General features: G+C 27.1%; 22 protein-coding genes, 1 pseudogene and 1 other annotated feature. Of the genes and pseudogenes, 20 read left to right on the top strand and 3 right to left on the bottom strand.

The features are described from left to right. Positions 1-507: 507 nt before the first annotated feature. Both dapB and dapA read right to left on the bottom strand, forming a co-directional pair. Entirely contained in the window at positions 508-1,263 is a 756-nt protein-coding gene (gene dapB, locus ACTNAO_RS05665; RefSeq protein WP_441027257.1) for a 4-hydroxy-tetrahydrodipicolinate reductase, read from the bottom strand. Between the two features lie 13 nt (positions 1,264-1,276). Continuing rightward, positions 1,277-2,164 carry a 4-hydroxy-tetrahydrodipicolinate synthase gene (gene dapA / locus ACTNAO_RS05670; protein WP_441027259.1) on the bottom strand — a complete coding sequence of 296 codons (888 nt, stop codon included), beginning with the start codon at positions 2,162-2,164 and terminating at the stop codon, positions 1,277-1,279. A 146-nt stretch (positions 2,165-2,310) separates the two neighbouring features. Here dapA and ACTNAO_RS05675 point away from each other — a divergent pair, with 146 nt between their 5' ends. From ACTNAO_RS05675 to ACTNAO_RS05715, 9 genes and pseudogenes are all read left to right on the top strand, one after another. Then, positions 2,311-2,526, top strand: coding sequence for a small, acid-soluble spore protein, alpha/beta type (locus tag ACTNAO_RS05675; protein WP_441027373.1), 216 nt, complete (start codon positions 2,311-2,313; stop codon positions 2,524-2,526). Between the two features lie 63 nt (positions 2,527-2,589). Continuing rightward, entirely contained in the window at positions 2,590-3,333 is a 744-nt protein-coding gene (locus ACTNAO_RS05680; RefSeq protein ID WP_441027261.1) for a class I SAM-dependent DNA methyltransferase, read from the top strand. A gap of 18 nt (positions 3,334-3,351) precedes the next feature. After that, positions 3,352-4,248 (top strand): Hsp33 family molecular chaperone HslO, encoded by an 897-nt coding sequence (hslO, locus tag ACTNAO_RS05685; protein ID WP_441027263.1) that lies wholly within the window; start codon positions 3,352-3,354, stop codon positions 4,246-4,248. Between the two features lie 361 nt (positions 4,249-4,609). Then, positions 4,610-5,500: a hypothetical protein gene (locus ACTNAO_RS05690; RefSeq protein WP_441027265.1), complete on the top strand. Its 891-nt coding sequence runs from the start codon at positions 4,610-4,612 to the stop codon at positions 5,498-5,500. A gap of 138 nt (positions 5,501-5,638) precedes the next feature. Further along, positions 5,639-6,466, top strand: a complete 828-nt coding sequence (locus ACTNAO_RS05695; protein ID WP_441027266.1) for a hypothetical protein — start codon at positions 5,639-5,641, stop codon at positions 6,464-6,466. A gap of 14 nt (positions 6,467-6,480) precedes the next feature. Continuing rightward, positions 6,481-7,053: a hypothetical protein gene (locus tag ACTNAO_RS05700; protein ID WP_441027268.1), complete on the top strand. Its 573-nt coding sequence runs from the start codon at positions 6,481-6,483 to the stop codon at positions 7,051-7,053. Between the two features lie 11 nt (positions 7,054-7,064). After that, a complete protein-coding gene (locus ACTNAO_RS05705; protein WP_441027270.1) occupies positions 7,065-9,674 on the top strand; it encodes a hypothetical protein in 2,610 nt (869 codons plus the stop codon). An 89-nt stretch (positions 9,675-9,763) separates the two neighbouring features. Further along, positions 9,764-10,531: a signal peptidase I gene (locus ACTNAO_RS05710; protein WP_441027272.1), complete on the top strand. Its 768-nt coding sequence runs from the start codon at positions 9,764-9,766 to the stop codon at positions 10,529-10,531. Between the two features lie 32 nt (positions 10,532-10,563). Continuing rightward, a pseudogene (locus ACTNAO_RS05715) lies at positions 10,564-10,713 on the top strand (Rpn family recombination-promoting nuclease/putative transposase); the annotation flags it as partial. Positions 10,714-11,099: 386 nt separating this feature from the next. Here the strand turns inward: ACTNAO_RS05715 and ACTNAO_RS05720 are convergent. Next, positions 11,100-11,804 carry a DUF6873 family GME fold protein gene (locus ACTNAO_RS05720; RefSeq protein ID WP_441027273.1) on the bottom strand — a complete coding sequence of 235 codons (705 nt, stop codon included), beginning with the start codon at positions 11,802-11,804 and terminating at the stop codon, positions 11,100-11,102. Between the two features lie 205 nt (positions 11,805-12,009). On the opposite strand from ACTNAO_RS05720, the gene ytxC reads away from it, so the two are divergent. The 11 genes from ytxC (at position 12,010) to ACTNAO_RS05775 (ending at position 26,301) form a co-directional block, all read left to right on the top strand. Further along, positions 12,010-12,864: a putative sporulation protein YtxC gene (ytxC, locus tag ACTNAO_RS05725; RefSeq protein WP_441027275.1), complete on the top strand. Its 855-nt coding sequence runs from the start codon at positions 12,010-12,012 to the stop codon at positions 12,862-12,864. Positions 12,865-13,119: 255 nt separating this feature from the next. Then, a complete protein-coding gene (gene infC, locus ACTNAO_RS05730) occupies positions 13,120-13,641 on the top strand; it encodes a translation initiation factor IF-3 (RefSeq protein WP_441027277.1) in 522 nt (173 codons plus the stop codon). Between the two features lie 21 nt (positions 13,642-13,662). Beyond that, positions 13,663-13,860, top strand: a complete 198-nt coding sequence (gene rpmI / locus ACTNAO_RS05735; protein WP_441027278.1) for a 50S ribosomal protein L35 — start codon at positions 13,663-13,665, stop codon at positions 13,858-13,860. Positions 13,861-13,886: 26 nt separating this feature from the next. Continuing rightward, positions 13,887-14,246 (top strand): 50S ribosomal protein L20, encoded by a 360-nt coding sequence (rplT, locus tag ACTNAO_RS05740; protein WP_441027280.1) that lies wholly within the window; start codon positions 13,887-13,889, stop codon positions 14,244-14,246. Between the two features lie 157 nt (positions 14,247-14,403). Continuing rightward, on the top strand, positions 14,404-15,765 hold the full coding sequence (locus ACTNAO_RS05745) for a TrkH family potassium uptake protein (RefSeq protein ID WP_441027282.1): 1,362 nt from the start codon (positions 14,404-14,406) through the stop codon (positions 15,763-15,765). Positions 15,766-15,776: 11 nt separating this feature from the next. Continuing rightward, positions 15,777-16,448 carry a potassium channel family protein gene (locus ACTNAO_RS05750; RefSeq protein ID WP_441027284.1) on the top strand — a complete coding sequence of 224 codons (672 nt, stop codon included), beginning with the start codon at positions 15,777-15,779 and terminating at the stop codon, positions 16,446-16,448. A 15-nt stretch (positions 16,449-16,463) separates the two neighbouring features. Continuing rightward, positions 16,464-17,258, top strand: coding sequence for a TrmH family RNA methyltransferase (locus ACTNAO_RS05755; RefSeq protein ID WP_441027286.1), 795 nt, complete (start codon positions 16,464-16,466; stop codon positions 17,256-17,258). A 535-nt stretch (positions 17,259-17,793) separates the two neighbouring features. Continuing rightward, positions 17,794-18,010: a binding site (T-box leader), on the top strand. 554 nt (positions 18,011-18,564) lie between these two features. Then, positions 18,565-19,584, top strand: a complete 1,020-nt coding sequence (gene pheS / locus ACTNAO_RS05760; RefSeq protein ID WP_441027288.1) for a phenylalanine--tRNA ligase subunit alpha — start codon at positions 18,565-18,567, stop codon at positions 19,582-19,584. Between the two features lie 28 nt (positions 19,585-19,612). Further along, positions 19,613-21,988 carry a phenylalanine--tRNA ligase subunit beta gene (pheT, locus tag ACTNAO_RS05765; RefSeq protein ID WP_441027290.1) on the top strand — a complete coding sequence of 792 codons (2,376 nt, stop codon included), beginning with the start codon at positions 19,613-19,615 and terminating at the stop codon, positions 21,986-21,988. A 372-nt stretch (positions 21,989-22,360) separates the two neighbouring features. After that, entirely contained in the window at positions 22,361-23,812 is a 1,452-nt protein-coding gene (gene zapA, locus ACTNAO_RS05770; RefSeq protein ID WP_441027292.1) for a cell division protein ZapA, read from the top strand. Positions 23,813-23,910: 98 nt separating this feature from the next. Then, on the top strand, positions 23,911-26,301 hold the full coding sequence (locus ACTNAO_RS05775; protein WP_441027294.1) for a DUF3656 domain-containing U32 family peptidase: 2,391 nt from the start codon (positions 23,911-23,913) through the stop codon (positions 26,299-26,301). Positions 26,302-26,314 lie beyond the last annotated feature (13 nt).

Genomic DNA, 26,314 nt, shown 5'->3' on the forward strand with positions numbered 1-26,314 from the left:
CGCTTTGCTTAAAGCCAATCTCCATAGGAGATAATTAAGAATTATTGTATTTAGGCCTAAAGCATTAGCATAATTGTATTCTTGCATAAGTTTTGGTGTAAGCCTTGAAATTTTAATTAGGCTAAAAATTTAACTGTGAAATTAAGAATTAATAATTAAGTGGCTTTTGCGCTTTGCTTAAAGCCAATCTCCATAGGAGATAATTAAGAATTATTGTATTTAGGCCTAAAGCATTAGCATAATTGTATTCTTGTATAAGTTTTGGTGTAAGCCTTGAAATATGGAGCTTGTCCACACATATATATAATTAAAATTTTTACGACGAAGGAGTAAAAATATCCTCAATTCTTAATTCTTAATTATTAATTATTAATTATTAATTATTAATTATTAATTATTAATTATTAATTATTAATTAATCAAAGTTGTAAGTGATAAAGAATAGAAAGCTTAATGAAGCAAATATTTGAGACTAAATAAAAAAAGCTGCCAAGCAGCTTTTTTTATTTAAAAACCTAATACATTGTCCATGTTGTAAAGACCAGGATTTTTTACTGTAGCCATATATTCACATGCTTTTAAAGCACCCACTGCAAATACTTCTCTAGAAATTGCTTTATGAGTAAATTCAATAACTTCGCCAGTTCCTGCAAAGATTACATCGTGATCACCTACTATTGAACCACCTCTTACTGCATGAATTCCAATTTCATTTTGTTCTCTTTTTGAGCTTCCTTCTCTTCCAAATACATATTTTGTTTCATCCTTTAAAGAATCTTTAATAGTATCAGCAAGTAAAAGAGCAGTACCACTTGGAGCATCTACCTTTTGATTATGATGTTTTTCTACTATTTCTATATCGTAGTTTCCATAAAGCATTGGAGCTACTTTTTTTAGTAAGTTATTAATTAAGTTTATACCAAGAGACATATTTGCTGATTTAAATAGTGGAAGAGTTTTGCTCTTTTCATTTATTAAATCAAGTTGTTCTTTAGTATATCCAGTTGAACATAATACAAGAGGTTTTTTAGTTTTTTCAGTAAGAGCTAATAAATCATCTAAAGCATCTGCACGAGAAAAGTCTAATATTACATCATAATCAATATTTACATCATTTGTACATTTAAATACTTTAAATGAGTCAGTGCCTTCTGCAAATTTATCTATTCCAGCAATTATTTCAAGATCTTTAAATTGCTTAGAAGCATCCATAACCATGTGACCCATTTTTCCGCCACAACCATTTAAAATTACTTTTACCATTTTTTTATCTCCTTTATTCTTCATCTATTAAATTGTATTTTTGTAATGTCTTTATTAATTTATCTTTGTTTACTTTGTTCATACCATAAAGTGGTAATCTTAAATTTCCTACTTTCATTCCCATTAAATTCATTGCAGTTTTTATAGGAATAGGGCTTGTTTCCATAAATAAATCATTAGCAAGATTTAAATAATCAAGTTGCAAATTTAAAGCATTTTTTGTATCACCATCTAAATAACTTTTAACCATTTTGTGGGTTACATTTGGTACAATATTTGCAAGAACAGAAATAACTCCTTTTCCACCTAGTGATAAAAGTGGTACAATTTGATCATCATTTCCAGAATAGAAATCTAAACTATCACCACATAAGGCTTTCATTTTAGCAACTTGACTAATATTACCACTGGCTTCTTTAATAGCTTTAACATTAGAAAGCTTAGAAAGTTCTAGGAGAAGTTCAGGTTTTATATTATATCCTGTTCTACCTGGTACATTGTATACCATAATAGGAATATTAACAGCATTGTTTATTGCTTCAAAATGCTTGATTAAACCTTGATCGTTTGTTTTATTATAAAAAGGTGTAATAACAAGAAGAGCATCTACACCTACACTTTCGCAATATTTGCTCATTTCAATTGCAGCTGTTGTATTATTTGAACCAGAACCTGCAATTACAGGGATTCTTTTGTTTATTACATCAACAGTAAACTTTATTGTTTGTTTTTTTTCTTTATCTGTCATAGAAACTGCTTCGCCAGTAGTTCCGCATATAAGTATAGCATCTGTACCTTCCTTAACATGCCATTCAAGTAATTCTTTTAATTTGTCAAAATCCACGCCATTTTCCGTGAAAGGAGTAATTAAGGCTACGCCAGACCCTTCAAATATAGACATATTTTTCCTCCAATCTTAAATGTTTTATTAATAATATATAATTAATGATAGATAAAAGTAACATAAATATCAAGTAAAATAGAAAAATAATTCTAAATTAGTGAATATATATTTCTTTTTATGAAAAGCTATATATAATAATATGAATAAGGAATGTGATATATGTGAATAAATCAATTAAACAAAAAAGCAAAAAGAAGTTAACTAAAGAAGAATTAGAAAGGGAAAAAATGAAATTTGAAATTGCAGAGGAGCTAGGTCTTATGGATAAAGTTAAGGATTTAGGCTGGGGAGGGCTTACAGCATCAGAAACTGGCAGGATAGGTGGCATTATGAATAAAAGAAGAAAGAAAAAAGATTAATATACATCTAATAAAAAATACGCTATAATTAGAATGAATTTTTATTATGGAGGCATTTTTTAAATGGCATATGAAGAATTTTCTAGGATTTATGATAAATTAATAAAGGAAGATATAAATTATAAAGAAATAACAAAAAGGATTTTATCTATAGCATCAGATAATTCTATTAATATGGATGATTATCTTGATTTAGCTTGTGGTACAGGTAATGTTTCATGCCTTTTATCAGATAAATTTAAAAATACATACCTTGTAGATATGTCTTATGATATGCTTTCAGAGGCTAATAATAAATTTTTAGAAAAAGGCTTAAAGGCATCAGTTGTGTGCCAAGATATGACAGAACTTAACTTAATGCAAAAATTTGATCTTATTACATGTGTACTTGATTCTACAAATTATCTTTTGTATGATGATGAATTAGAAGATTATTTTAAAGGTATATATAATCATTTAAAGGATAATGGAATATTTATTTTTGACATTAATTCTTATTATAAAATTTCTAATATTTTAGGAAATAATATTTATATACACAATGAGGATGATATATTTTATTCCTGGGAAAATGAATTTGAAGATGATATAGTATCTATGTACTTAACCTTTTTTGTAAGAAATAATGAAACAGGTCTTTATGAAAAATTTGAAGAAGAACATGAAGAAAGAGGTTACAAGGAAAGTTTTATAGAACAAGTTCTTAATAAATGCAATTTAAAAGTTATTAATAAGTTTAATGGCTATACAAATGAAGCTGTTAATAATAAAAGTGAAAGAATATTATATGTAGTTAAAAAAATATAAAATAGTGAGGTAATGAAAATGAAGGATAAAATTGTTAGAGGTACAGCCAAAGGTGGCATGGTAAGAGTAATAGGTGGTATAACTACTAATCTTGTAAATGAAGGAACAAAACTTCATGAATGTTTACCTACAGCATCAGCTGCACTTGGAAGAATGCTTACAGCAGGAGCATTATGTGGTTCAATGTTAAAATCAAAAAGTGAAGTAGTAACATTAAAAATAAATGGTGGAGGACCTGTTAATGGCATTACAGTAACAGCTCATAGTGATTGTACAGTTAAGGGTTTTATAGGAAATCCTAATGTTAATCTTCCTCTTAATAGTAAGGGAAAGCTAGATGTAGGTGGAGCAGTGGGAACTAATGGGCTTCTTTACGTTATAAAGGATTTAGGTTTAAAAGAACCTTATGTAGGTCAGGTTCCAATACATTCAGGTGAAATTGCAGAAGATTTAACATATTATTTTACAATATCAGAACAAACACCATCTGCTGTTTCTCTTGGAGTTTTAGTGGACAAGGATTTATCAATAAAAGCAGCTGGTGGTTTTGTTATACAAATGATGCCAGATGCAGATCCTATGCTTGCAGATATATTAATGTATAGACTTCAAGAAATACCTTCTATTACAACAATGATAAGTAAGGAAGGAAAAACAATAGAAGAAATACTAGAATATATATTTGAAGATATGGACTTAAAATTATTAGATGAAATAGAACCAACATATAAATGTGACTGCTCAAGGGAAAGAATAGAAAAGGCATTAATAAGTATAGGTAAAAAGGACTTAACTGAAATATATAATGACGGAAAAGAAGAAGAAATAGTATGTCAGTTTTGCAATAAGAAATATAAATTTTCTAATGAAGATATAGGTAATATATTAAAGCAGGTTGATAATAAAGAAAAATAATTGTAAATTTTTTGTTAAAGAGGGTTTTCTAAAAATTGGAAAGCCTTTTTGAATTTTTATATTTAATTAATAAATATTATTTATAAATATTAATTTCTTAAGAAATCAGGTAATGTCAAAAAAGATTAAAAAATGATATTATTGCAAAAAAAGAAATAACTTGTTTTTAAGGCGACAAATTTTAATTAATAGTTAACAAATTCAGCATAGTATAATGTTGAAAAAAGTAATAAAAAATGTTAATATTTAGTCAGACAAAGGAAGATTATGTATACATAAATTAGGATATATGGGATAATTTTTGATCATATTTTTCATAAAAAATTTTTTATGAAATGAAAGGTTTAATGGGGTGATTAATATGAAGAAGAAAAACAGAATTTTAATAGCAGGGCTTATGGCAATAGCTGTTACAGGGGCAAGTACATTAGCTTATTTTACAAAATCAAGAGAGATTACTGCTAATACTGGGGACAAGAATCCACTAGAACTAAAAATTACAAATGGTAATGTTGAAGTTACAGGAGTAATTGGTGATGGTGGAGAAACACCTAACTGGAGCTATGATGTAGCAAGGGATAGTACTGAAGGCTATAAGGATAAGTTGGGGCAAGTAGGAAATATAGTTGCAGGAATAACTACTACTGCTAATAGGGCAACTGATATTACAAGTTATGAAAATAAACATAGATCTCCAGATATAGAAGGACTTGATGCTAGTGGGAAAGAAGACAATGTTAATAATTTATCAAGATGGAAAATAGGAACTAAAGTTACAGGAGCAATATCTAAAGCAAGACCAGGTGATGCTTTTGTGTTAGGACAAGCTGGAAAAGGAGGAACAGGTAAAGAGGGACTTGTCATTACTAATAGTTCTAATTTAACAGTAAAAATTAAGCTTGAAGTTAATGATGATGCTGTTACAAAAGATCCTGTAAATGGTGATTATGTAGAAGTAATTAAAAGTCTTCAAGATGCAGGATGGAAATTATATATAAATGATAGAGAAATAGAAGATGCGAAAAAAACAAATATAGAAACTGCATTAGGAGAAAGTAGTTTTGTACTAAGTCCAAATGAAAAAAACACAATTAAAATTAGGTTAGAATTTCCATTGACACAAGGCGATACTTATCAAAATGCTGTGACAGGAGGAGATTCTATAAGTAATTTTGACATAAGGAATTTATTCAAAATTAAAGCAACTCAAGAAAATAATCCTGGTTGGACAACAAAAGATGGAACAAACTAATATTTAGAAAACTATATAATTTCTCTTCCTTCTAAGTAAATTCAATTATTAAATTGAAGCAAATAAGGAGGAGGAGAAATTTTTTTAAATAAGAAGTAGTACAATAATTCTAGTTCTTAAAATTTAGGCGGTGACACTATGAAAAGATTTTTTAAGATAGTTTTTACTGCTTTATTTATAATTTTTATATTTACATATGGTGACAATAAAGTAGTTAATGCAGAAGATGAAAATTCAATATTTAGCTTTAATGTAGATGGTTATTGGAAGCCTTCAGATGAAAAGTCCCATGACTTTTATATAAAAAATAACTTTGGAAAAAAGTGCTATCTTGAAAGTCTTTCCTTTAACAATACTTTAATTGAAGATATTGAAACAAATAAAAAATATACATTAGAAGAAGCTAAAAAATGTGGAATAATAGAAGCTTATAATATAATTTTGTCATTAAATGATGATAAATATGGTAATACTGTATTATATAATGGTAAACTTAAGGATATGGATAAGTATACTGTAAGTTTTCCTCATGGACTTTATATGGATAAAGATTCTGAAATTAAATTTAATATTTTAATTACTATGGATAGTAAGGCAGGTAATGAATATCAAAATAAACATTATATATTTTCTATAGTTCCTAAATATTACGAGGTTAAGTATTCAGTAGATGGTGATACCGAAAATAAAGAACATACAAATGAAAGAAATGGTTATTATGATGAAGATGGAAATTATGTAATAAATGGTTATTATGATGAAGATGGACACTGGCATAATGGATATTATTATGATAAAGATGGTGTTAGACATGAAATGAATCCTTTTTCAGATGGTTTAAATAGAGTAAATAAATACTTTAAAACAGGACAAGGCATTATTTCTATTATGGGATATGAAATATTATTTATTACTTGTTGTTTTTTTGTAATGTATAGAATAAGACAAAGGCAGAATGTTTTATAAAGAGAGGTGATTATATGAAAAAGATTTTAAAGTATTTAAAAGTTGTTTTTTGTATAATCATTATTTCTTTTACAGCTGTTGGAACTTATTCTTATTTTACTTTTGGGGAACTTTATTATGGAAAATTTTTAGACGAGGTAGGTAAGGTTATTGAGGGTAGAGGAAGTGGCAAAATATTAACGGATGAATATATTTATTATAAAAATGAAAAAATTGATTCACAGGCTGTAAATTTGCCAGAACGAGAAATAAAAATAACAATAGAACATATTGATGGAAATGCTGAACCTAAAAGCAATTTTAAACCAACAAAAATTTTATACCAAATTAATAATAGTGGTTGGGATGATAATAATGTTATTGAGAATCCAATAATGAGTAATACTAGTTATATTTTTGTACTTAATGATTTTAAAGGTGGTAGTTTTCAATTTAAGATTGTTGCACAAAAAAGTGATGGTACAAATGTAATGACAAATGCCTTTAGACTTGAAGATAATGAGGCAACACTTTCATATTATGGAACTAACGATTATTTAGGTTGTGAAAATTTTAAACTTACAAATGTTTCTATAGTAGATAATTAAGGAGGTGTCGTATGTATAAATGTAGGCATGCAAAGAAAAAATTTTTTAGTAAAATTGGACATTATAGAAGGTTCTTTGTTGTAATTTTGTCAATGCTTGTATTATGTATAACAGTTGCTCCTACATATGCCTATTTTACAACATCTGTAAAGGATATTGAAACTGGCAGTGGATTAAGCACTTTGGACATTGAAAATGGAAAAGCTAATATACATGCAAATTTTGATGATGCAAATTGGACTGATTCAGATGGTAATATAATAAGTGAAAAAATTAATCCAGATGATAATACTGTAATTAAATATGGTCCTGTTTGGCTTGAAACTGGAGATACTAATATTACAACTAAAGTTGATTTACTTAGTGAATATGAACTTACAAATGAAATTGATAATGATTGGAATAACGGGAGTAACCCTTGTGAACCTTTTGAAGTTATTGTTGGTGATATTGACAATTTTGGTTGTGGTGTTTTGCCAGATGCATATGATGATAAAACAACTACAACAAATCATTCAATGGATATTTTTCCTGATAAGTATGATGCTAAAGGAACTGATAGACGTATGGTTGGAAGTAGATTTTATTATGAATATAAGGCAAACAGTGTGATAAAGGCTAATAAATGGTATAGTGATGATGGTGATGATGTGACTAATAAATGGAAATATAATCTTGCAGCATTTTATGGATATAAAAATTCTAATGTTAATTTGATATATGATGGTTACACTGATCGTGCTATTCGTGGAATGGATGGTGGAGGTGAAAACCCTACTAAGGATTGCATAATAGATGGAAAGAATTGGAGGTATCTTCAATCAGCGGAACCTATAACATTTAAATATAATAAGATACACAATGATGAAGAAATTGAAAATGTTACTTTTCAAGTTTTTACAGATGATATTCAAAGTAGTGTAGCTAGTAAAGGTGTAACGACTCCTTTTTCGAAAAAAACTGGAAATTTTAATGTATATTTAATAGGAAAAGATTCTAATGGATTTGAATTTAAGGAGGAAATAGATGATTTTGCAAAAGTAATAAATGATTATGCTCAAAGTGGTCCTATTGGTAATATGAGAACTTTAAAACTTCCAAGTAAGTATTTTAATAGAATAAAAGAAGCAAGTGGTCTTAATAATGGACTTAAGCTTTTAATAGATAATGAAGGAAGTAAGAAAAAAGAAGCAAGTGGTCTTAATAATGGACTTAAGCTTTTAATAGATAATGAAGAAGATGGAAGTAAGATAAAAGGAGATTCTTATGCTATTGATTTTGCGAAAATGACGGTAAATGCTGCAGCGTCAAGTACAAGTAAAATAACAATATATGGACAAATTAAAGATGATAATGATAATGATCATCATGGTATTGCTAATGCAATGGTATATGCAGAGGATGGCTCTAAAGCACAAGCAGATAATGATGGTAACTATAAATTGACAACAACTGCTGGTCTTATAAGATTAAAGGCAGTAGCTGATGGTTATGTAGATACTGTTAAAAATTTTGATGTTTTTTATTCGGATTCTGTTAACATTATTAACAAAGATATAGAAATGAGTTCGTTGTCAGGTAAAAATAAAGATAAATATAAAGTTACAATAAGTGTAAAGCAGTGTGACTTAGAGGGTAATGAATTATCTACCATTGGTTATGTGGAATCTAAAGATGTTAAGGGGAATGATTTTAAATTGTTGAAGGATGGTACTGTTATACAACAGCCAATAAAATTATCGCTTCAACCAAATTGTAAATATAAATTAGAATATGAACTTAAACTAAATAAAAAAGATAATATAGATAAAAATAATGATTTTACTGTGGGGTTTCATTTGAATAATATAAAAATAAAAGGAACTCAAGAAAACAATAATGGATGGTTCAGCAACGGAACGGGTTATGATTATGAAAATGGAATTACTTATAAAAACACAAATGATAGTAATAATAGTGGTAGCAATAGTAGTAATGCATCTAAAGCTACTGATACAAAAATTTATTTTGAAATGCCCCAAAATAATGATGGAAGTTTGTGGTGGCAACCAGTAACACCTAAAATTTCTTATACAAATGAAAATGATACTCCCAAAGTTATTAATACAAGTGATATATCAGACATATCAAGTGAAAAAAATGGTAAATGGTATTGCGGCATCACAAGTGACAAATTGGTAAATGCTAAAATTAGGGTTGATGAAGAAGAGAAAGAATTAGAAGAATATATAATTACTGTAAAAGTGCCGCAAAACTGGAAAGATAAAAATAATGGTAGTCTTAAGGTACATACTTGGATTGATGGTGGAGAAGTTATATCAAGTGGTTATAATAATGTTGGAGAAATCATAGGACGTGGAATATGCACTTGGAATGATGATAATTCATTTAATATGAAAATAGATCCTAAGTATAAAGATAAGAATATAAAAATTCTCATTTATATTGATGATGCTAATAAATTTACTAGTAATCTTAAATTTGAAAAGGGGGCTAAGAGTATAGATATATCAGATTATCCTAATTATGCTAAAAATGCAAATGGTGAACTTCCAGGAGCAATTACATCTGGTGATTTATATTGTTTTAACACTCGAAGAATATTTATTTGTACTAACTAAAATGCAAATGTGTTTATATTTACATAATGAATTGAAATTATTATAGATAAAAATTTAATTATAACTAAAAAGACAATGGAGGCGCATTAATGACAAAATCAGAGGTAAAAAAGGCTTTAAAAATTATAAAAAATGTTATAGGAACTATTTTACTTGTTATAGTAGTTTATGCTGTAATAGGTAATTTAGCAGCATTAAATAATACTTTATATAATGTAGTTCATTTTAGAAATTATGTAGTTTTAACAGGAAGTATGGAACCTAGTATTTCACCAGGTGATTATGTTACTATATTAAAGGTTAATAAGGACAAGCTAAAAGAAGGAGACGTAATTACATACACAAGAGAAAATGCAGCTGTAACTCATAAAATTGTATCAATAGATGGTGATACTGTTATAACACAAGGTACTGCTAATAATATTGCAGATGATCCTATAACTAAAGAAGATATTATTGGTAAATGTGTATTTAAGATTCCTAAGGTAGGATATATAATGAAATTTATGTCATCATTATCTGGACTTATTCTTATATTTGGATTTACTGGTATAGCAATATTCTGGGAATTGACAGATCCTGAAAGAGAAAAAAATAAAGAAAAAGTTTTAGCTAAGGAAAATGCCCAATTAGAAAATAGTATTAGAGAAAATACAAAAGAATATACAAAGGAAGATGCCTTAAGAGATATTATATTTGATAATTTAAAGGAATTTGGCAGACTTAGCAAAGAAGATGAAGATGTTATTTTAAATGAAAAAAGTATTGATACTTTAAAAAATTGGTGCAAGGTTTCAGGAACTGTAGATTCTATTGAATCATTTTTTGATAAAATAAGTGGTGTCTTAGAAAAATAAAATATAGAGATATTTTCTAAGTTAATTTAAATGATTTAAAACTTATAAATAAGTCTTTTGTTACTACTGATTATAAGGACACTGAATGTGATTTAATATATGAAGCTAAGATTAATTCTAATAAAATTGTATTTTACATTTTATTAGAATTTCAATCTACCATAGATTATAGAATGCCTTAAGATTATTATTTTATATGTGTGAAGTACTTAGAGAATATACTAAAAATAAACTGTTTGTAATGCACAGTTTATTTTTTTATAAAAAAGAAAAACAAAGTGGGGGAACCACCTTGCTTTTCTTTGAAAATAAAAAATGTTAAAAAAGGAGTTGAGAAGAAGTTTCTTCAAAGAGAAGAAACCTGAGAGTATATTAAATCCCTCACTTCATTATCGAATGACTTCGACAATACTTTATACTTTTTTTAAAAAAATAAAAAAAAATTATTTAGAAATAATCTTGTTAAATTATTTGTGAAAAAAATAAAATTTATTGAAAAAGTTTATCCTAATGTTGCTATATGAATAAGTAACAATTTAAGTATTTTGAGAATAATATATAGGGAAAATTAAACAACAAAAAGACTACCTCTATCTATAAGTTTGCCTGGTTTTAAGGATAAAACAGTAATATTATGCTTTTTTAAAAAATCCATAAGAATATTTCCATACTTATATTCATTAATATCGCCAAATGTACCTAAAGTATTTTCATTAAGCATTCCACCTATTCCACCTATAAATCCATAATTCATAGAAGGAAGGATTATATCACCATAGGGTATATAAAGAACATCTACATTATCTAGTTTTAAAAATGCATTATAAATACCTTTATCATTTGTTACAAATACATTTTCTTTTAATGGTAAGATGGAGCATTTTGTATATCCTTGCGAAACATTTACAATTTTTTTGTATTGTACATTTTTTAGCAAATTTTCATCAGTGTACTTGGTGTAATGAACAAAATATTCTTTTGTAATAAGTGCATTTAAAATTATATCCTTAGGATATGTATCATTTAAAGAATTTTTTGAAAGTACATATTTTATATTGTTTTTTTTTAATATATTTAAAAAATCTAAGGAAATATCTCTTTGTACAATAACTTTTCTTTCCACTTTGTTCAAAACATTAAATTGTATATCAACATGGCCATCTATAGCTTTATAAACTAAATTTGTTCTTGGCAATTTTATTGGTGATAATCCAAAATTCTTTAAAGTGTTTATTTCAATATCTGTAGTTCTGTAATCAACAAAACAGTTCATTAAAAAAACTTCCTTTCAAAATATGCTTAATAATTACTAATTTAATATTAGAATAAAAAAAATTTAGTAAAAGGTCAAATAAATTATAAAAAGTAGTATTTTTATTTTATTTTTTGGCAAAATAATCGTAGATAAAAAAGTAAAGCTTATAAAAGTTAAATCTTTTAAAAAAACAAAAAAGTAATGCTAAGAAGGGAGTAGAAAGATGTTGGTATTAAAAATGATATATTCAAAGGATATTGATTTATCAGTGGACTTACAAGAACTTAAGGCATTGCTAAAGCATAAAAATATAAATATAGGTTTTGTTGAAAGTGAAGATGGTAGTAATTGTTCCATAAAAATAATATATGATGAAAAATCAAATGATTATTTAGAAAAAGAAAATATAATTAAAATGTATATTAGTAATGTTTTGTATAAATTAGTATTAAAACAATATAAAGAAAAAGAATTATACCAAATCCTAAGTGAAGATTTTTTTTTCTTAAAGCAAGATGAAATACTAAAGGTAGAAGAAGCTGTTTTAAATACATTAAATTTACAAAAATTCATATGTGAAGATTTATTTGTCTTTTGTTCTAATAAGGTAAATGATATTTTAGAAAAAATAAGAGAATGTATAGATGAAAATAATGAAATAAATATAAATGGATTTTTAACTTTTCGTACTAAGCAATACAGGGAAGACATAGAAGATATAGTAGAAAAGGTAGTAGAAAAGTACATGGTAGACAAAGAATACAAAGAATTTATTAAGCTTCTTAAATACTTTGTAGATATACAGGAAAGCAAAATAGATAAAGTTTTTTTATATGTTCAACCTCAAGGTGGTTACATTTTAAAGGATGAATTGGGAAAAGACATGTTAAATGTTTTTCTAAATGAATTAAATGATTGTAAAATAGGTGTTGATGCTAATTTAGAAGATGTAATTATAAGTGGACTTATTACAAGTGTTCCTAAAAAAATAATGATTTATGGAAAGGAAGCTTGTAGTAACAAAGAATTTATTGAAACAATAATAAAAGTATTTGGCAATAGGGTTATTATATGTTAAGAATATATATTTATAAGTTCATATATTCATATAAATTTATAAATAAAAGTGTTGACAGTGATGTTTTATTGTGATAATATATGTTTTGTTAAGAAGAAACAGCCGTTTCTCACCATACAACGCATTTTCATGTAGTTAGTTTGGTTTTTTGATTAGTAAATTATGAGACGGCTTATGCCGTCTTTTTTTATGTATTAAATTTTGAGATTTTGCATTTATAAATGCATTATCATAAAGTTCCTTTTATTTTCGGAGGTGAAAATTATTAATAAAAATTATATAGTAAATGAGGATATAAGAGACAAAGAAGTAAGAGTAATTGCAAATGATGGTTCTCAGTTAGGAATTATGCCAACTAAAAAGGCACAAGGGATAGCAGACGATGCAGAATTAGACTTAGTTATGATATCCCCAGGAGCTAAACCACCAGTATGCAAGATTATGGATTTAGGTAAGTTCATATATGAGCAATCTAAAAAAGAAAAGGAAGCAAGGAAAAATCAAAAGGTTGTAAGCATAAAAGAAATTAGAGTAAGTCTTACAATTGAAGAACATGATATTTCAATTAAAGCTAAAAATGCAAGAAAGTTCTTATTAGACGGGGACAAAGTTAAAATTACTGTTAGATTTAGAGGAAGAGAAATGGAACTTGGCCACTTAGGTCAAAAGATTCTAGACAACTTTGCAAACAAGTTAGAGGATGTTTCAGTAATTGAAAAGCCTGCTAAACGTGAAGGTAGAAATATGACAGTCGTTTTAGGCCCTAAGAAAGCGTAATCTGAGAGGAGGATATTTATCATGCCAAAAATGAAAACTAATAGAAGTGCAGCAAAAAGATTTAGAAAAACAGGTAGTGGAAAGTTAAAGAGAGCTAAAGCTTTCAGAAAACACATTTTAACAAAGAAGAGCCAAAAGAGAAAGAGAAATCTTAGAAAGAATGGTTATGTTGCAACAAATCAAGAAAAGACTATGAAAAAATTATTAGCATGTCTATAATTTTGAGCAATTAGGAGGTTTATACAATGGCAAGAGTAAAGAGAGCTACTAACGCTCGTAAGAATCATAAAAAAGTTTTAAAACTTGCAAAAGGATATTACGGTGGAAAAAGTAAGTTATTTAAAACTGCTAATGAATCAGTTATCAGAGCATTAAGAAATGCTTATGTTGGAAGAAGATTAAAGAAAAGAGATTATAGAAGATTATGGATAGCTAGAATTAATGCAGCTACAAGAATGAACGATCTTTCTTATTCAAAATTCATGAATGGAATTAAGTTAGCTGGAATAGACATAAACAGAAAGATGTTATCTGAAATAGCTATTAATGATCCAAAAGCATTTACTGAATTAGTAGAAGTTGCTAAAAAGCAATTAAATGCATAATTAATAAAAAGTGGCCCTAGGTCACTTTTTTTATACATAAAATTAAATATAGTAATTATGTTAAGTTTAAGTTAAAAAAATGTGTGCTTATTTTTAATTATCATTTTATATGATATTATAAAAGTTAAGAATATTTAAGAATGCTTGGAGTGGTAATATGAACAATATAGTAACAAAGAAAAGAATGAGGCTTAGCAGTGTTCAAATCTTAACATTAGGTTTTTTAATAGTAATATTAATTGGAGGTATTTTATTATCATTACCTATTTCATCTGTAAAGGGTGAATTTACTAATCTGCTTGATTGTTTATTTACTGCAACATCAGCTGTTGGGGTAAATGGACTTGTAGTTATAGATACTGGAACACATTGGAGTTTTTTTGGTCAAATAATTATATTATTACTTATAGAAATTGGTGGCTTGGGATTTATGTCCTTTGCAACATTTATTGTAAGCTTTTTTGGAAAAAGAATTACACTAAGAGACAGACTTGTAATGCAGGAGTCAATGAATACTTTTGATATTCAGGGTATAGTTAAAATGGTAAGGTATGTAATAGGCTTTACATTTTTAATAGAAGGTCTTGGAGCAGCTGTTTTATCAGTAAGATTTATACCTATGTATGGATTAGGAAAAGGTATATATTATAGTATTTTTCATTCTATATCAGCTTTTTGTAATGCCGGTTTTGACTTATTTGGAGGTTATTCAAGTCTTACATCATTTTCTCATGATCCATTAGTTATAATTACAATTACAATGATTTTTATAATTGGTGGTATAGGTTTTACAGTATGGATAGAACTTTATAATTACAGCTATAATAAAAAGAAATATAGAAAATTATCTATTAATACAAAACTTGTAGTGTTAGTTACTATAATTTTATTAGTAATTGGTACATTATTCATATTAGTAGGTGAATATAATAATCCTAAAACTATTGGAGGTTATTCCTTATTTGATAAAATTACGAATGCATTTTTATCAAGTGCATCTCCAAGAACAGCAGGTTTTAACAGTGTATCTATTGATGATATGACAAATGGTAGTAAATTGTCAACTGTTCTATTAATGTACATAGGAGGGTCACCTGGATCCACAGCAGGGGGTATAAAGACTACAACTTTTGGTATAATAATTCTTACAGTAATTAGTGTTATAAAAGGTAGGGAAGATGTGGAGGTATTTGAAAGAAAAATACCTAAAGATCTTGTTTATAAGGCATTTTCATTATCAATTATTGGTTTAGCATTAGTATTTATAGTAAGCACAATATTATCTTATACACAACCTTCAGAAAAATATATTGATGTTCTTTATGAAGCAGCATCAGCTTTTGGAACTGTTGGATTAACAACTGGGGTGACACAAAGATTAGGGACAATAAGCAAAATTGTTATTATGATTACAATGTATTTAGGAAGAGTTGGACCAATTACAGTTGTTTTAGCCTTTATAAATAACAAAAAGAAGAGAGTATATAAATATCCTGAAACTAAAATACTTATTGGATAGGAGGAATTTTTATGACAGAAAAACAATTTGTAATAATAGGACTTGGAAGATTTGGTTCATCTATAGCAGAAACATTATTTTCTCTTGGAAATGATGTACTTGTTATAGATAAAAATGAAGAATGTGTTCAAGATATTTCAGATAAGGTAACTCATGCAGTTCAAATGGATGCTACTGATGAAAATGCATTAAAAAGCCTTGGCATAAGAAATTTTGATGTGGCAATAGTAACTATAGGTGATGATATACAATCTAGCATAATGGCTACACTTCTATTAAAAGAACTTGGTGTAAAATATATAGTTGCTAAAGCTAAAAATGACCTTCATGAAAAAGTGCTAAAAAAGATTGGTGCAGATAAAGTAATTTTACCTGAAAAAGAAATGGGTATTAGAATTGCCCATAATCTTGTATCTTCAAATATATTAGAATATATTGATTTATCACCGGACTACAGTATAATTGAAATTGAAGCAATTGATGAATGGTGTGATAAGTCATTAAAAGAATTAAATTTACGTTCAAAATATGGAATAAATATTATAGGATTAAAAGGCAATAATGGGATTAATATATCACCTGGGGCTGATGAAATAATAAATAAAGGTGACATAATGGTTGCTATAGGCTCTGCAGATGATTTGAAGAAAGTTGAAGAAGAAATAGTAAAATCTAACAGATAAAAGGTTGTGTAAAATTTGGTTTTTATTGAAAGTAAGAATAATGCACTCTTTAAAGAGACTAAAAAACTTAAGGATAGGAAAGGTAGAAACAAGGCTTCTAAGTATATAATTGAAGGATTTCGCTTAGTTGAAGAAGCTTTAAAAGCACGTGTAGATATAGAATATATTTTTATAGAATCTGATGAAATGGAAAAATTTAATAATTGTTTATTAAAATTTCATAGGGATTATGTAAATTCTATAAAAATATATGAAATTTCAAAAAATTTAAATAAAGAGTTATCGTCTACAGAAAATCCACAAGGGGTAACAGCTGTTATAAACATGAATACATCAAAATTTAATTATAATGGCAGTTTTTATATTTTATGTGATAAGGTTCAGGATCCAGGGAATCTTGGAACAATAATAAGAACAAGCCATGCAGCAGGTGTTGATGGCATAATATTAACTAAAGGCACAGTTGATGTGTATAATGATAAAACCTTACGTTCAACTATGGGATCAATTTTTTATATTCCTATAATTTATGATGATGATAATTTTTCTATAATTAAATCTTTTAAGGAAAAAAATTATGATATAGTTGCTACATCTTTGCAGGCAGAAAATGATTTTTTTAATGAAAATTTAAAAGGGAATACAATAATTGTAGTTGGCAATGAAGGTAATGGAGTAACTAGTGATATTTATAATTTAAGTAATAAAAAGGTTAAAATTCCAATGCCAGGAGGGGCAGAATCTCTTAATGTATCTGTTGCTACTTCAATAATAATCTATGAAAAATTAAGACAAAGCAGAGGGAATTAATAATTAAGTGGCTTTTTGCATTTTTGCCACGAAGGAGCAAAAATATCCTGAATTCTTAATTAAGCCGAGCGTATCGGCGAAGGCTGACTTAATTCTTAATTCCTTAATTAAATCACAAATGTAGCTACCAAATTAATAATTAATAATTAAGTGGCTTTTTGCGCTACGCTTAAAAGCCAATCTCCAAAGGAGAGAATTAATAATTATTAGTTAGGCCCAAAGCATTAGTATAACTAAGTTCTATATAGATTTTGTTGTAAGCCATGAAACTATAGCTTGTCCATCCATACACTATATAATTAAAATTTTTGCCACGAAGGAGCAAAAATATCCTGAATTCTTAATTCTTAATCCTTAATTATTAATTCTTAATTATTAATTCTTAATTATTAATTCTTAATTATTAATTCTTAATTATTAATTATTAATCCTTAATTAACCAAATAATTGAGGCCACATTAAATAGGTAATTTTAAGATTGCAGTTGAAAATGTGTAGCAAAATATGTATAATAAGAAGGTAATTAATTTAATAAATAAAAGCTTTGAATGAGAAAGTAAATTTATTGAAATATTAAGGGAGGAAAAGTCAAAGACTGTAAGCTTTTCTATAGGAAAATAAATTGAAGTTCCCTCAGGAGCTCTGAGCTTGAAATTAATAGTAGGGCTTGGCGTGTAAATCGTTATATTTTTAGAGATGAGATTATACTTTAATCTTGAATTAGGGTGGTACCGCGTATTTTCGTCCCTTCGTGCTTTTTGTGCGAAGGGCTTTTTAATTCCTAATTCCTTAATTAGGTTACAAATGCAGATGTGAAATTAATAATTATTGTGTTTAGGTCCAAAGCATTGTCATAATTGAGTTTTTGCATAAAATTAGGCGTGAACCATGAAATTGTAGCTTGTCCATCCATACAACATAATTAAAATTTTTACGACGAAGGAGTAAAAATATCCTCAATTCTTAATTCTTAATTATTAATTATTAATTATTAATTATTAATTAACTGAAGTTGTAAGTGATAAAGAATAGAAAGCTTAATGAAGCAAATATTTGAGGCCACATTAAAAAAGAAGGAGTAAAAATATCCTCAATTCTTAATCCTTAATTATTAATTCTTAATCCTTAATTATTAATTATTAATTATTAATTCTTAATCCTTAATTATTAATTATTAATTATTAATTATTAATTATTAATTATTAATTATTAATTATTAATTAACTAAAGTTGTAAGTGATAAGGAACAGAAAGTGAAATTAAGAAAATAATTTAGACCACATTAAAAAATAAAGGAGAGATATAAATGAATCAAAAAGTTTCAGAAATAAAAGAAAAAGCATTAAAACTTATTGAAGAAGCTAAAGACAAAAATGCATTAGAAGATGTAAGAGTAAAATTTCTTGGAAAGAAAGGGGAGCTTACTACAATTTTAAGAAGCATGGGTAATCTTTCAAAGGAAGAAAGACCAGCAATGGGTAAGCTTGTAAATGAAGCAAAGAAGGCAGTAGAAGAAAAATTAGATGAAGTTGTTGCTGATTTAAAACAAAAAGAAAAAGAAATGAAATTAAAAAATGAAGTTATTGATGTAACATTACCTGGAATTAAAAATGAAATAGGAAATAGACATCCTCTTGAAGTTACAATAGAAAGAATAAAAGATATATTTATATCAATGGGATTTACTGTAGAAGATGGTCCTGAAGTTGAACTTGATTATTATAACTTTGAAGCATTAAATATTCCTAAAAATCATCCGGCTAGAAGTGAACAAGATACATTTTATATAAATGATGATGTTGTTTTAAGAACTCAAACATCAGGGGTTCAAGTTAGAACAATGGAAAAACAAAAACCACCAATAAAAATGATATCACCAGGAAAAGTTTATAGAGCAGATTCAGTAGATGCTACACATTCACCAATATTCTATCAAATGGAAGGGCTTGTTGTAGCTAAAGGAGTAACATTTGCAGATTTAAAGGGAACATTAAATTTGTTTATGAGAAAAATGTTTGGTGATAAGGTAAAAACTAAATTTAGACCTCACCATTTCCCATTTACAGAACCATCAGCAGAAATGGATGCTACATGTTATGTATGTGGAGGAAAAGGCTGTAAAGTATGTAAAGGATCAGGATGGATTGAAATGTTAGGATGTGGAATGGTACACCCTAATGTATTAAGAAATGCAGGTATTGATCCAGAAGAATATTCAGGTTTTGCCTTTGGATTTGGTATAGATAGAATGGTTATGCTTAGTTATGAGCTTGATGATATTAGATTATTATACGAAAGTGATATGAGATTTTTAAATCAATTCTAAGAAGTTATTAAAGAGAGGAGTATAAAAAATGAAGGTACCATATAATTGGATAAAAGATTATGTAGATGTAAATGTCACACCAAAAGAATTAGGTGATATGCTAACTTTAACAGGATCTCAGCTTGAAGAAGTAATTATTCAAGGAGATAACATAAAAAATGTAGTTGTGTGTCAAATTAACAAAATAGAAAAGCATCCTGATGCAGATAGATTAAGTGTATGCCAAGTAGACATTGGTGAAACTGATGAAATTCAAATAGTTACAGCTGCTACTAATATGAAGGAAGGGGATAAAGTTCCTGTAGCTCTTCATAAGGCAATACTTGCAGATGGAACAGAAATTAAAAAAGGAAAAATGAGAGGTCAAGTATCAAATGGTATGTTTTGTTCTGAAGAAGAACTTGGTATAGCTGGAGATAAGGAAATAGTAGGACTTATGATTTTAGATAAGGATGCTCCAGTAGGAAAAGACATTAAAGAATATTTAGGTCTTAATAAGGCTGTTTTAGATTTTGATATAACATCTAATAGACCTGATTGTTTAAGTATGGTAGGTATGGCAAGAGAAGCAGCTGCTGCTTTAAGAACTACTTATAAAATGCCAAATTTATCATATGAAGTAAAAAATGATGGTAATGTAGAAAGTGAATTATCAGTAGAAATAAAAACAGACCTTTGCAAGAGATATATGGCAAGAAAAATTAAAAATGTTAAAATTCAAAAATCACCAGCATGGATGGAAGAAAGACTTATGGAAGCTGGCGTAAGACCAATTAATAACATTGTTGATATAACAAACTTTGTTATGCTTGAAATTGGTGAACCAATGCATGCATATGATGCAAGAGAAATTTCTACAAACAAAATAGTTGTGCAAAATGCAGAAGATGGTGAAAAGTTTACAACTCTTGATGAAATAGAAAGAACATTAACAAAGGATTATGTATGCATAAAGGATACAGATAAAACAATAGGCCTTGCAGGAATAATGGGTGGTCTTGATTCAGAAATAAAAGAAGATACTACAGAAGTTATATTTGAATGTGCAAATTTTGATGGAACAAATATAAGAGTTAATTCTAAAGCGTTAAATTTAAGAACTGAAGCATCAGGAAGATTTGAAAAAGACATAGATCCAAACTTAGCTCAAATAGCAATAGATAGAGCATGTGCACTTGTTTGTGAACTTGGATGTGGTGAAGTTGAAAATGGAACAATTGATATATATCCACAAGTAAAGGAAGAAGGTCAAGTTGTTGTTTCGTATAAATGGATTAATGAATTCCTTGGAACTGAAATTTCAAAAGAAGAAATGAAAAAGTGCCTTGATCTAGTTGACTTAGATACTGTAATAGATGGAGATAACTTAATTGTTAAGGCTCCTACATTTAGAGTAGATATTGCTATAAAACAGGATATAGCAGAAGAAGTTGCAAGAATTTATGGATACGATAAGGTACCAAATACTATTTTTGAACCAATTCCTCAAAGAGAAAATAGACATAAAAATGAACTATTAAGGGAACTAGTATTAAAAACATTATTTGCATCAGGAGTTAATCAATCAATTTCATATTCATTTGTATCTCCAAAGGTATTAGATAAAATAAATGTACCTGAAGATTCACCTCTTCGTGATATGATAAAAATAAAAAATCCATTAGGTGAAGATTTTTCATGTATGAGAACTTCTGCACTTCCTTCAATGATGGAATCACTTGCTAGAAATTATGCTAGAAATAACGAATATGCTAAACTTTTTGAAGCAGGTAAGATTTATATAAAGAAAGAAGGAGAAAAATTACCAGAGGAAAGAAATATTTTAACTATAGGTATGTATGGTGATTGTGACTTTTTCCACTTAAAAGGAATTGTTGAAAATATAGTAGATGCTCTTGGAATTAAAAAGGCTAAATATGTTCGTGAATCTGAAAATCCAACTTTCCATCCAGGAAAAACAGCAGCTTTAGTAATAAGAGGCAAAAAAGTTGGTGTATTTGGTGAAGTTCATCCAGATGTAGCTGAAAATTACAGTATAGATGTTCCTTGTATGCTTGCAGAACTTGATTTAGATAAATTATATGAAGCATCAAATACTACAAAGAAATATTCTCCAATAGCTAAATTCCCTGCTGCTACAAGAGATATATCAGTAGTTGTAAATGATAATATTTTAGCTGGTGATATATATGATATTATAAAGAAAGCCGGTGGAGCATTAATTGAAAAAATTAGCCTTTTTGATATATATAAAGGAGAACAAATCGAAAAAGGTAAAAAAAGTATGGCTTATGCAATAATATACAGAAATAACAAGAAATCTTTAACAGATGAAGAAGTTAACAAGGTTCATGATAGAATATTAAAGAGTCTTGAAAAAGAAGTAGATGCAGAATTAAGATAGTAACTTAATTAAGATAGTAACTTAATAGAAAAATAATTATTATATTAAAAAATGTAAAATATTAAAAAAATATTAAAAAATTATTAAAAGGGTATTGTAAAGTGTTACATTGATACATTATAATATACCTATGAAGTTTCTATAAAATACTACCACGCTTTTGTAGGAATATCATGCCTTAATTTTTCCACAACATATATGTTATGTTGTGGGATTTTTTTTATATAAATATTAAAATTTTTTAATAACAATAGAAAAGTAATTGTTTTATATTAAAAATTAACCTATAATTTAATTATATAATTTTTTGAGTATAATACATGTGTAGAGAATTTTTTATTATAATTTGGTAAAATTGTGAGGTGCTTAATTTTGATTAAGGTAACTGTTAATATAAATGGTAAAGACTATAATTTAAAAGGAAATGATGATGAACAATATCTTCAAGACGTAGCTCAGTATGTAGATTCTAAAATTAAGGAGATAAAAGCTAAAAATCCAATTCTTAGTTCAACTGATATTGGTGTTTTATCAGCTATAAATATTGCTGATGATTTATATAACACAGATTTAAGGGCTAGTAATTTATCTAAAAAGAATAAAGCTTTAGAAGAAAAAAATAATATTTTAGATTCTTCTTTAAATAAAACAAGAGAAGAACTTGATACATTAAAATCTGAAAGAGAAAATGTAGAGGAAATAGTTAAAGCAAAATATGAAAAGATAATATCAACTTTAAAAGAGAAGAATGCTCAGTTAAATGAAAAATTAGAAAGTACTGCTACAGATCTTGCACAAAAATATGAAAAACAGAAAAATGACTTTATAGAAAAATATAAAAGTGAAAAGAATCAGGTAATTGAAAATCTTAGATTAGAAAAGCAAAATTTAATAGAAGAATCTAAAAAGCAGCAAAAGGAATTAGAAGAAAAATACAATAGAGATACTCAAAATATAATTGACGAAAATATAAAACAAAATGAAGTTAAATTATTATCTTATAAAAATGAGAAAGAGCTTTTAATTAAAAATAACAAGGAGAAACTTCAAGAACTTCAAGAAAAAGTGAAAGACATTACAGTTAAATATGAAAGTCTTTTAAGTGAAAATGAAAAAAACAGAGAAGAAAATATAGCTATTAAAACTTTAAATAATAAGCTTAAAAGTGATTTAGAAGAAACTAAAAATTTAAGTGATATGCTTAATAAAGAAATAGTTAAAATGAAAGAAACAAATCAAAAATTAAAAGATGAAGTAAGAAATAAGGAATTTGAACAAGCTAATTTAAATAATAAAATTCAAAGCATGAACAAAGAAAAAGAATTGATTTTAAAGGAAAAAGAACAGCTTATAAGTGAAATTGAAGAAACTAAAATAAATGAAGAATCATTTAACAAGGAAATAGATTCATTAAAAGATAAGTTAAACAAATTTGAAGATGAAGCAAATAGAGATAAATCCTTAAAATACTCTTTAAATAAAGAACTTAATGAATTAAAAGTCAAAATTGAAAAATCTGAAAGTGAAATATTAAAGATTCAAGAAGAAAATTCTAAGATAAAAGAAGAAAATAATTCATTAAAAACTAAAAATGATGATATAAGAGATAAATATGATTTGGTTTTAGATGAAAATCAAAAATTAAAAGATAATTTATTAGTTCTTAAAGAAAATGTAAGACAAAAAATTGGTGAAGGCGACAGTTCTTCTAAAAAAGAATTAATATCTGCTAAATATAAAATTATGGACTTAGAGAAAAAACTTGTAGATGTTCAAATTGAACTGGCAAAAATGAAAAAGGAAAAAAACCCCTTAGCTAAATAGAAATTTTAATAAATAAAAAGGCTGCTAATACTTTTAAGCAGTCTATTTTATTGCTAAAATATTAATGAGTATTTTACTTAAGTATAGGAGAAAAAATTATGGATAAAAAAATTGATCATAATATAGAATTGTTAGCCCCAGCAGGAAGTATGGAAAGTCTTTATGCTGCAGTTAATAACGGCTGTAATGCAGTGTATCTTGGAGGAAGTAAATTTTCTGCTAGAGCATATGCATCTAATTTTGATAATGAAAATATGAAAAAGGCCGTAGATTACTGTCATTCATATAATGTAAAGGTATATGTAACAATGAATACACTACTTAAAGAGCATGAAATGAATGAAGCAATAAAATATGTAGGATATCTTTATGAAATTGGTGTAGATGCATTAATTGTGCAAGATTTAGGCTTGGTAAAACTTATACAAAAATTTTATAAAGATTTTGAAATTCATGCATCAACTCAGCTTACAATACATAATGGATTAGGTGCAGTTTATTTTAAGGAAAAGGGCTTTACAAGAATAGTATTATCAAGAGAATTATCCTTTAAAGAAATAGAATATATATCAAAAGAATTAAACATAGAAACTGAAATATTTATTCATGGAGCCCTTTGTGTATGTTATTCAGGAAAATGTCTTATGAGTTCCTTAATTGGAGGCAGAAGCGGTAATCGTGGCAGATGCGCACAACCATGTAGAATGGAATATAAATTAAAGGGAAATAATCATTTAGAAAAAAAAGGCTATCTTTTAAGTCCTAAAGACATGTGTACAATTGATGATGTTGAAGAAATAATTAAATCAAAGGCTTCTTCCTTAAAAATTGAAGGAAGAATGAAAAGACCAGAATATGTAGCTGGTGTTGTTTCCAATTATAGAAGAGCATTAGATAAGGAACTTTATAATAAGGAATATGATGTATCATCAGGTAAAAAGGTGCTTCTTCAATTATTTAATAGGGAAGGTTTTTCAGAAGCTTATTTAAGAAAAAACACAGGAAGAGATATGATGAGTTATTCGTTCCCTAAAAATACAGGTGTACCTATAGGAAAGGTTTTACCAGATTCTACTGTTTTCCTTGAAAGTGATGTTTCTGTAGGCGATGGTATAAGGGTGGCAGATAAGGGTTTTACTATAAGTAAAATTGTATCAGATGAAGGGGAAGTATCAGAAGCTTCTGCAAATAAGAAAGTAAAAATATACCCTAAGGATTATAAAAAAGGTGATATTTTATATAGAACTTCAAGTAAAAAGCTTTTTGCATCATTAGAAGATTCTATAAAACCTTATATTAAAAAGATTCCCTTAAAAACTTCTATAGAGTTTAAAATAGATAATGCTATATGTATTAAAACAAATTATAATGGAAAATCTTATGAGGTTTATGGAGACAAATTAGAAAAAGCTTTAAAAAAACCCCTTGAAAGGGAAAAAGTAATAGAAAATTTAAAAAAATCAGGTGAATATCCATTTAAAATAGAAGAAATTGAATTTATTAAATTTGATGAAGGATTTTTAAGAATATCTTCTATAAATAATTTGAGAAGAGAACTATTCGAAAAAATAATAAAAGACATTACTTCTTTGCAAAGAAGAAAAAGAGAAAAATTTGATAATAATTTGTATAAGGAATATATAAATAGCAATGAAAATTACTTAAAAGAAAGCTTGAGTATTGATTATTTATTTACTTGTACAAAAGCTTCTCAGGTAAAGGTTCTTATAAATAAAGGATATAAGAATATAGCACTTGATTTATTTGCAAGGGTTAATGACAAAATAGAAGATTCTATTATAGATAAATGTAATGATGTTAATTTTTATATATCAGTTCCTGAAATAATAAAAGGTGAATATGAAAGTATAGTATCATTAATAAAAAAGAATAAAGATAAAATTGCAGGCATAGTAACATCAAATGCAGCTATAATAGAAGAATTTAAAGATAAATTAAATATAATAGGTGATTATAAATTAAATGTATTTAATAGTAAAGCCTTTGAATTCTATAAAAAAGATATAAATAATATAACATTAAGTTTAGAATTAAATAAACAGGAAATAAAAGAGCTTATGAAGGATTTACCTAAAGATAATAATGGATCAGTTATGTATGTATATGGAAAGCCAGAACTTATGGTAAGTGAATATTGTCCTATAGGAAGTACTTTTGGAGGAAAAACTTCAAAAAAACCTTGCTCAGGGGCTTGCATGAAAGATGAATTTACCTTAGTAGATAGAATGAATGAAAATTTTAAAATAATTACAGATGAATTTTGTAGAAGCCATATTTTAAATAATGTTCCTATTAATCTTTTAGATGAAAGAGATGTTATTAAACATTTAGGAATAAATACCTTTAGAATTGATTTTAAGGATGAAAATGAAAAAGAAGTTATAAGGGTTATTAATATGATAGAAAATAAGTTAGAAGTAGAAGGAAAATTATATACAAAGGGCCATTTTAAGCGTGGAGTACTGTAATTATTGAAATTGA

The sequence above is a fragment of the Clostridium sp. HCP1S3_C6 genome, assembly GCF_052066735.1.
Classification (GTDB): domain Bacteria; phylum Bacillota; class Clostridia; order Clostridiales; family Clostridiaceae; genus Clostridium.

What these genes read in the sequence shown, in the direction of transcription:
- dapB (WP_441027257.1), bottom strand. Translation starts at nt 1,263, where the DNA reads ATGGTAAAAGTAATTTTAAATGGTTGTGGCGGAAAAATGGGTCACATG.
- dapA (WP_441027259.1), bottom strand. Translation starts at nt 2,164, where the DNA reads ATGTCTATATTTGAAGGGTCTGGCGTAGCCTTAATTACTCCTTTCACG.
- ACTNAO_RS05680 (WP_441027261.1), top strand. Translation starts at nt 2,590, where the DNA reads ATGGCATATGAAGAATTTTCTAGGATTTATGATAAATTAATAAAGGAA.
- hslO (WP_441027263.1), top strand. Translation starts at nt 3,352, where the DNA reads ATGAAGGATAAAATTGTTAGAGGTACAGCCAAAGGTGGCATGGTAAGA.
- ACTNAO_RS05690 (WP_441027265.1), top strand. Translation starts at nt 4,610, where the DNA reads ATGAAGAAGAAAAACAGAATTTTAATAGCAGGGCTTATGGCAATAGCT.
- ACTNAO_RS05695 (WP_441027266.1), top strand. Translation starts at nt 5,639, where the DNA reads ATGAAAAGATTTTTTAAGATAGTTTTTACTGCTTTATTTATAATTTTT.
- ACTNAO_RS05700 (WP_441027268.1), top strand. Translation starts at nt 6,481, where the DNA reads ATGAAAAAGATTTTAAAGTATTTAAAAGTTGTTTTTTGTATAATCATT.
- ACTNAO_RS05705 (WP_441027270.1), top strand. Translation starts at nt 7,065, where the DNA reads ATGTATAAATGTAGGCATGCAAAGAAAAAATTTTTTAGTAAAATTGGA.
- ACTNAO_RS05710 (WP_441027272.1), top strand. Translation starts at nt 9,764, where the DNA reads ATGACAAAATCAGAGGTAAAAAAGGCTTTAAAAATTATAAAAAATGTT.
- ACTNAO_RS05720 (WP_441027273.1), bottom strand. Translation starts at nt 11,804, where the DNA reads ATGAACTGTTTTGTTGATTACAGAACTACAGATATTGAAATAAACACT.
- ytxC (WP_441027275.1), top strand. Translation starts at nt 12,010, where the DNA reads ATGTTGGTATTAAAAATGATATATTCAAAGGATATTGATTTATCAGTG.
- rpmI (WP_441027278.1), top strand. Translation starts at nt 13,663, where the DNA reads ATGCCAAAAATGAAAACTAATAGAAGTGCAGCAAAAAGATTTAGAAAA.
- rplT (WP_441027280.1), top strand. Translation starts at nt 13,887, where the DNA reads ATGGCAAGAGTAAAGAGAGCTACTAACGCTCGTAAGAATCATAAAAAA.
- ACTNAO_RS05745 (WP_441027282.1), top strand. Translation starts at nt 14,404, where the DNA reads ATGAACAATATAGTAACAAAGAAAAGAATGAGGCTTAGCAGTGTTCAA.
- ACTNAO_RS05750 (WP_441027284.1), top strand. Translation starts at nt 15,777, where the DNA reads ATGACAGAAAAACAATTTGTAATAATAGGACTTGGAAGATTTGGTTCA.
- pheS (WP_441027288.1), top strand. Translation starts at nt 18,565, where the DNA reads ATGAATCAAAAAGTTTCAGAAATAAAAGAAAAAGCATTAAAACTTATT.
- pheT (WP_441027290.1), top strand. Translation starts at nt 19,613, where the DNA reads ATGAAGGTACCATATAATTGGATAAAAGATTATGTAGATGTAAATGTC.
- ACTNAO_RS05775 (WP_441027294.1), top strand. Translation starts at nt 23,911, where the DNA reads ATGGATAAAAAAATTGATCATAATATAGAATTGTTAGCCCCAGCAGGA.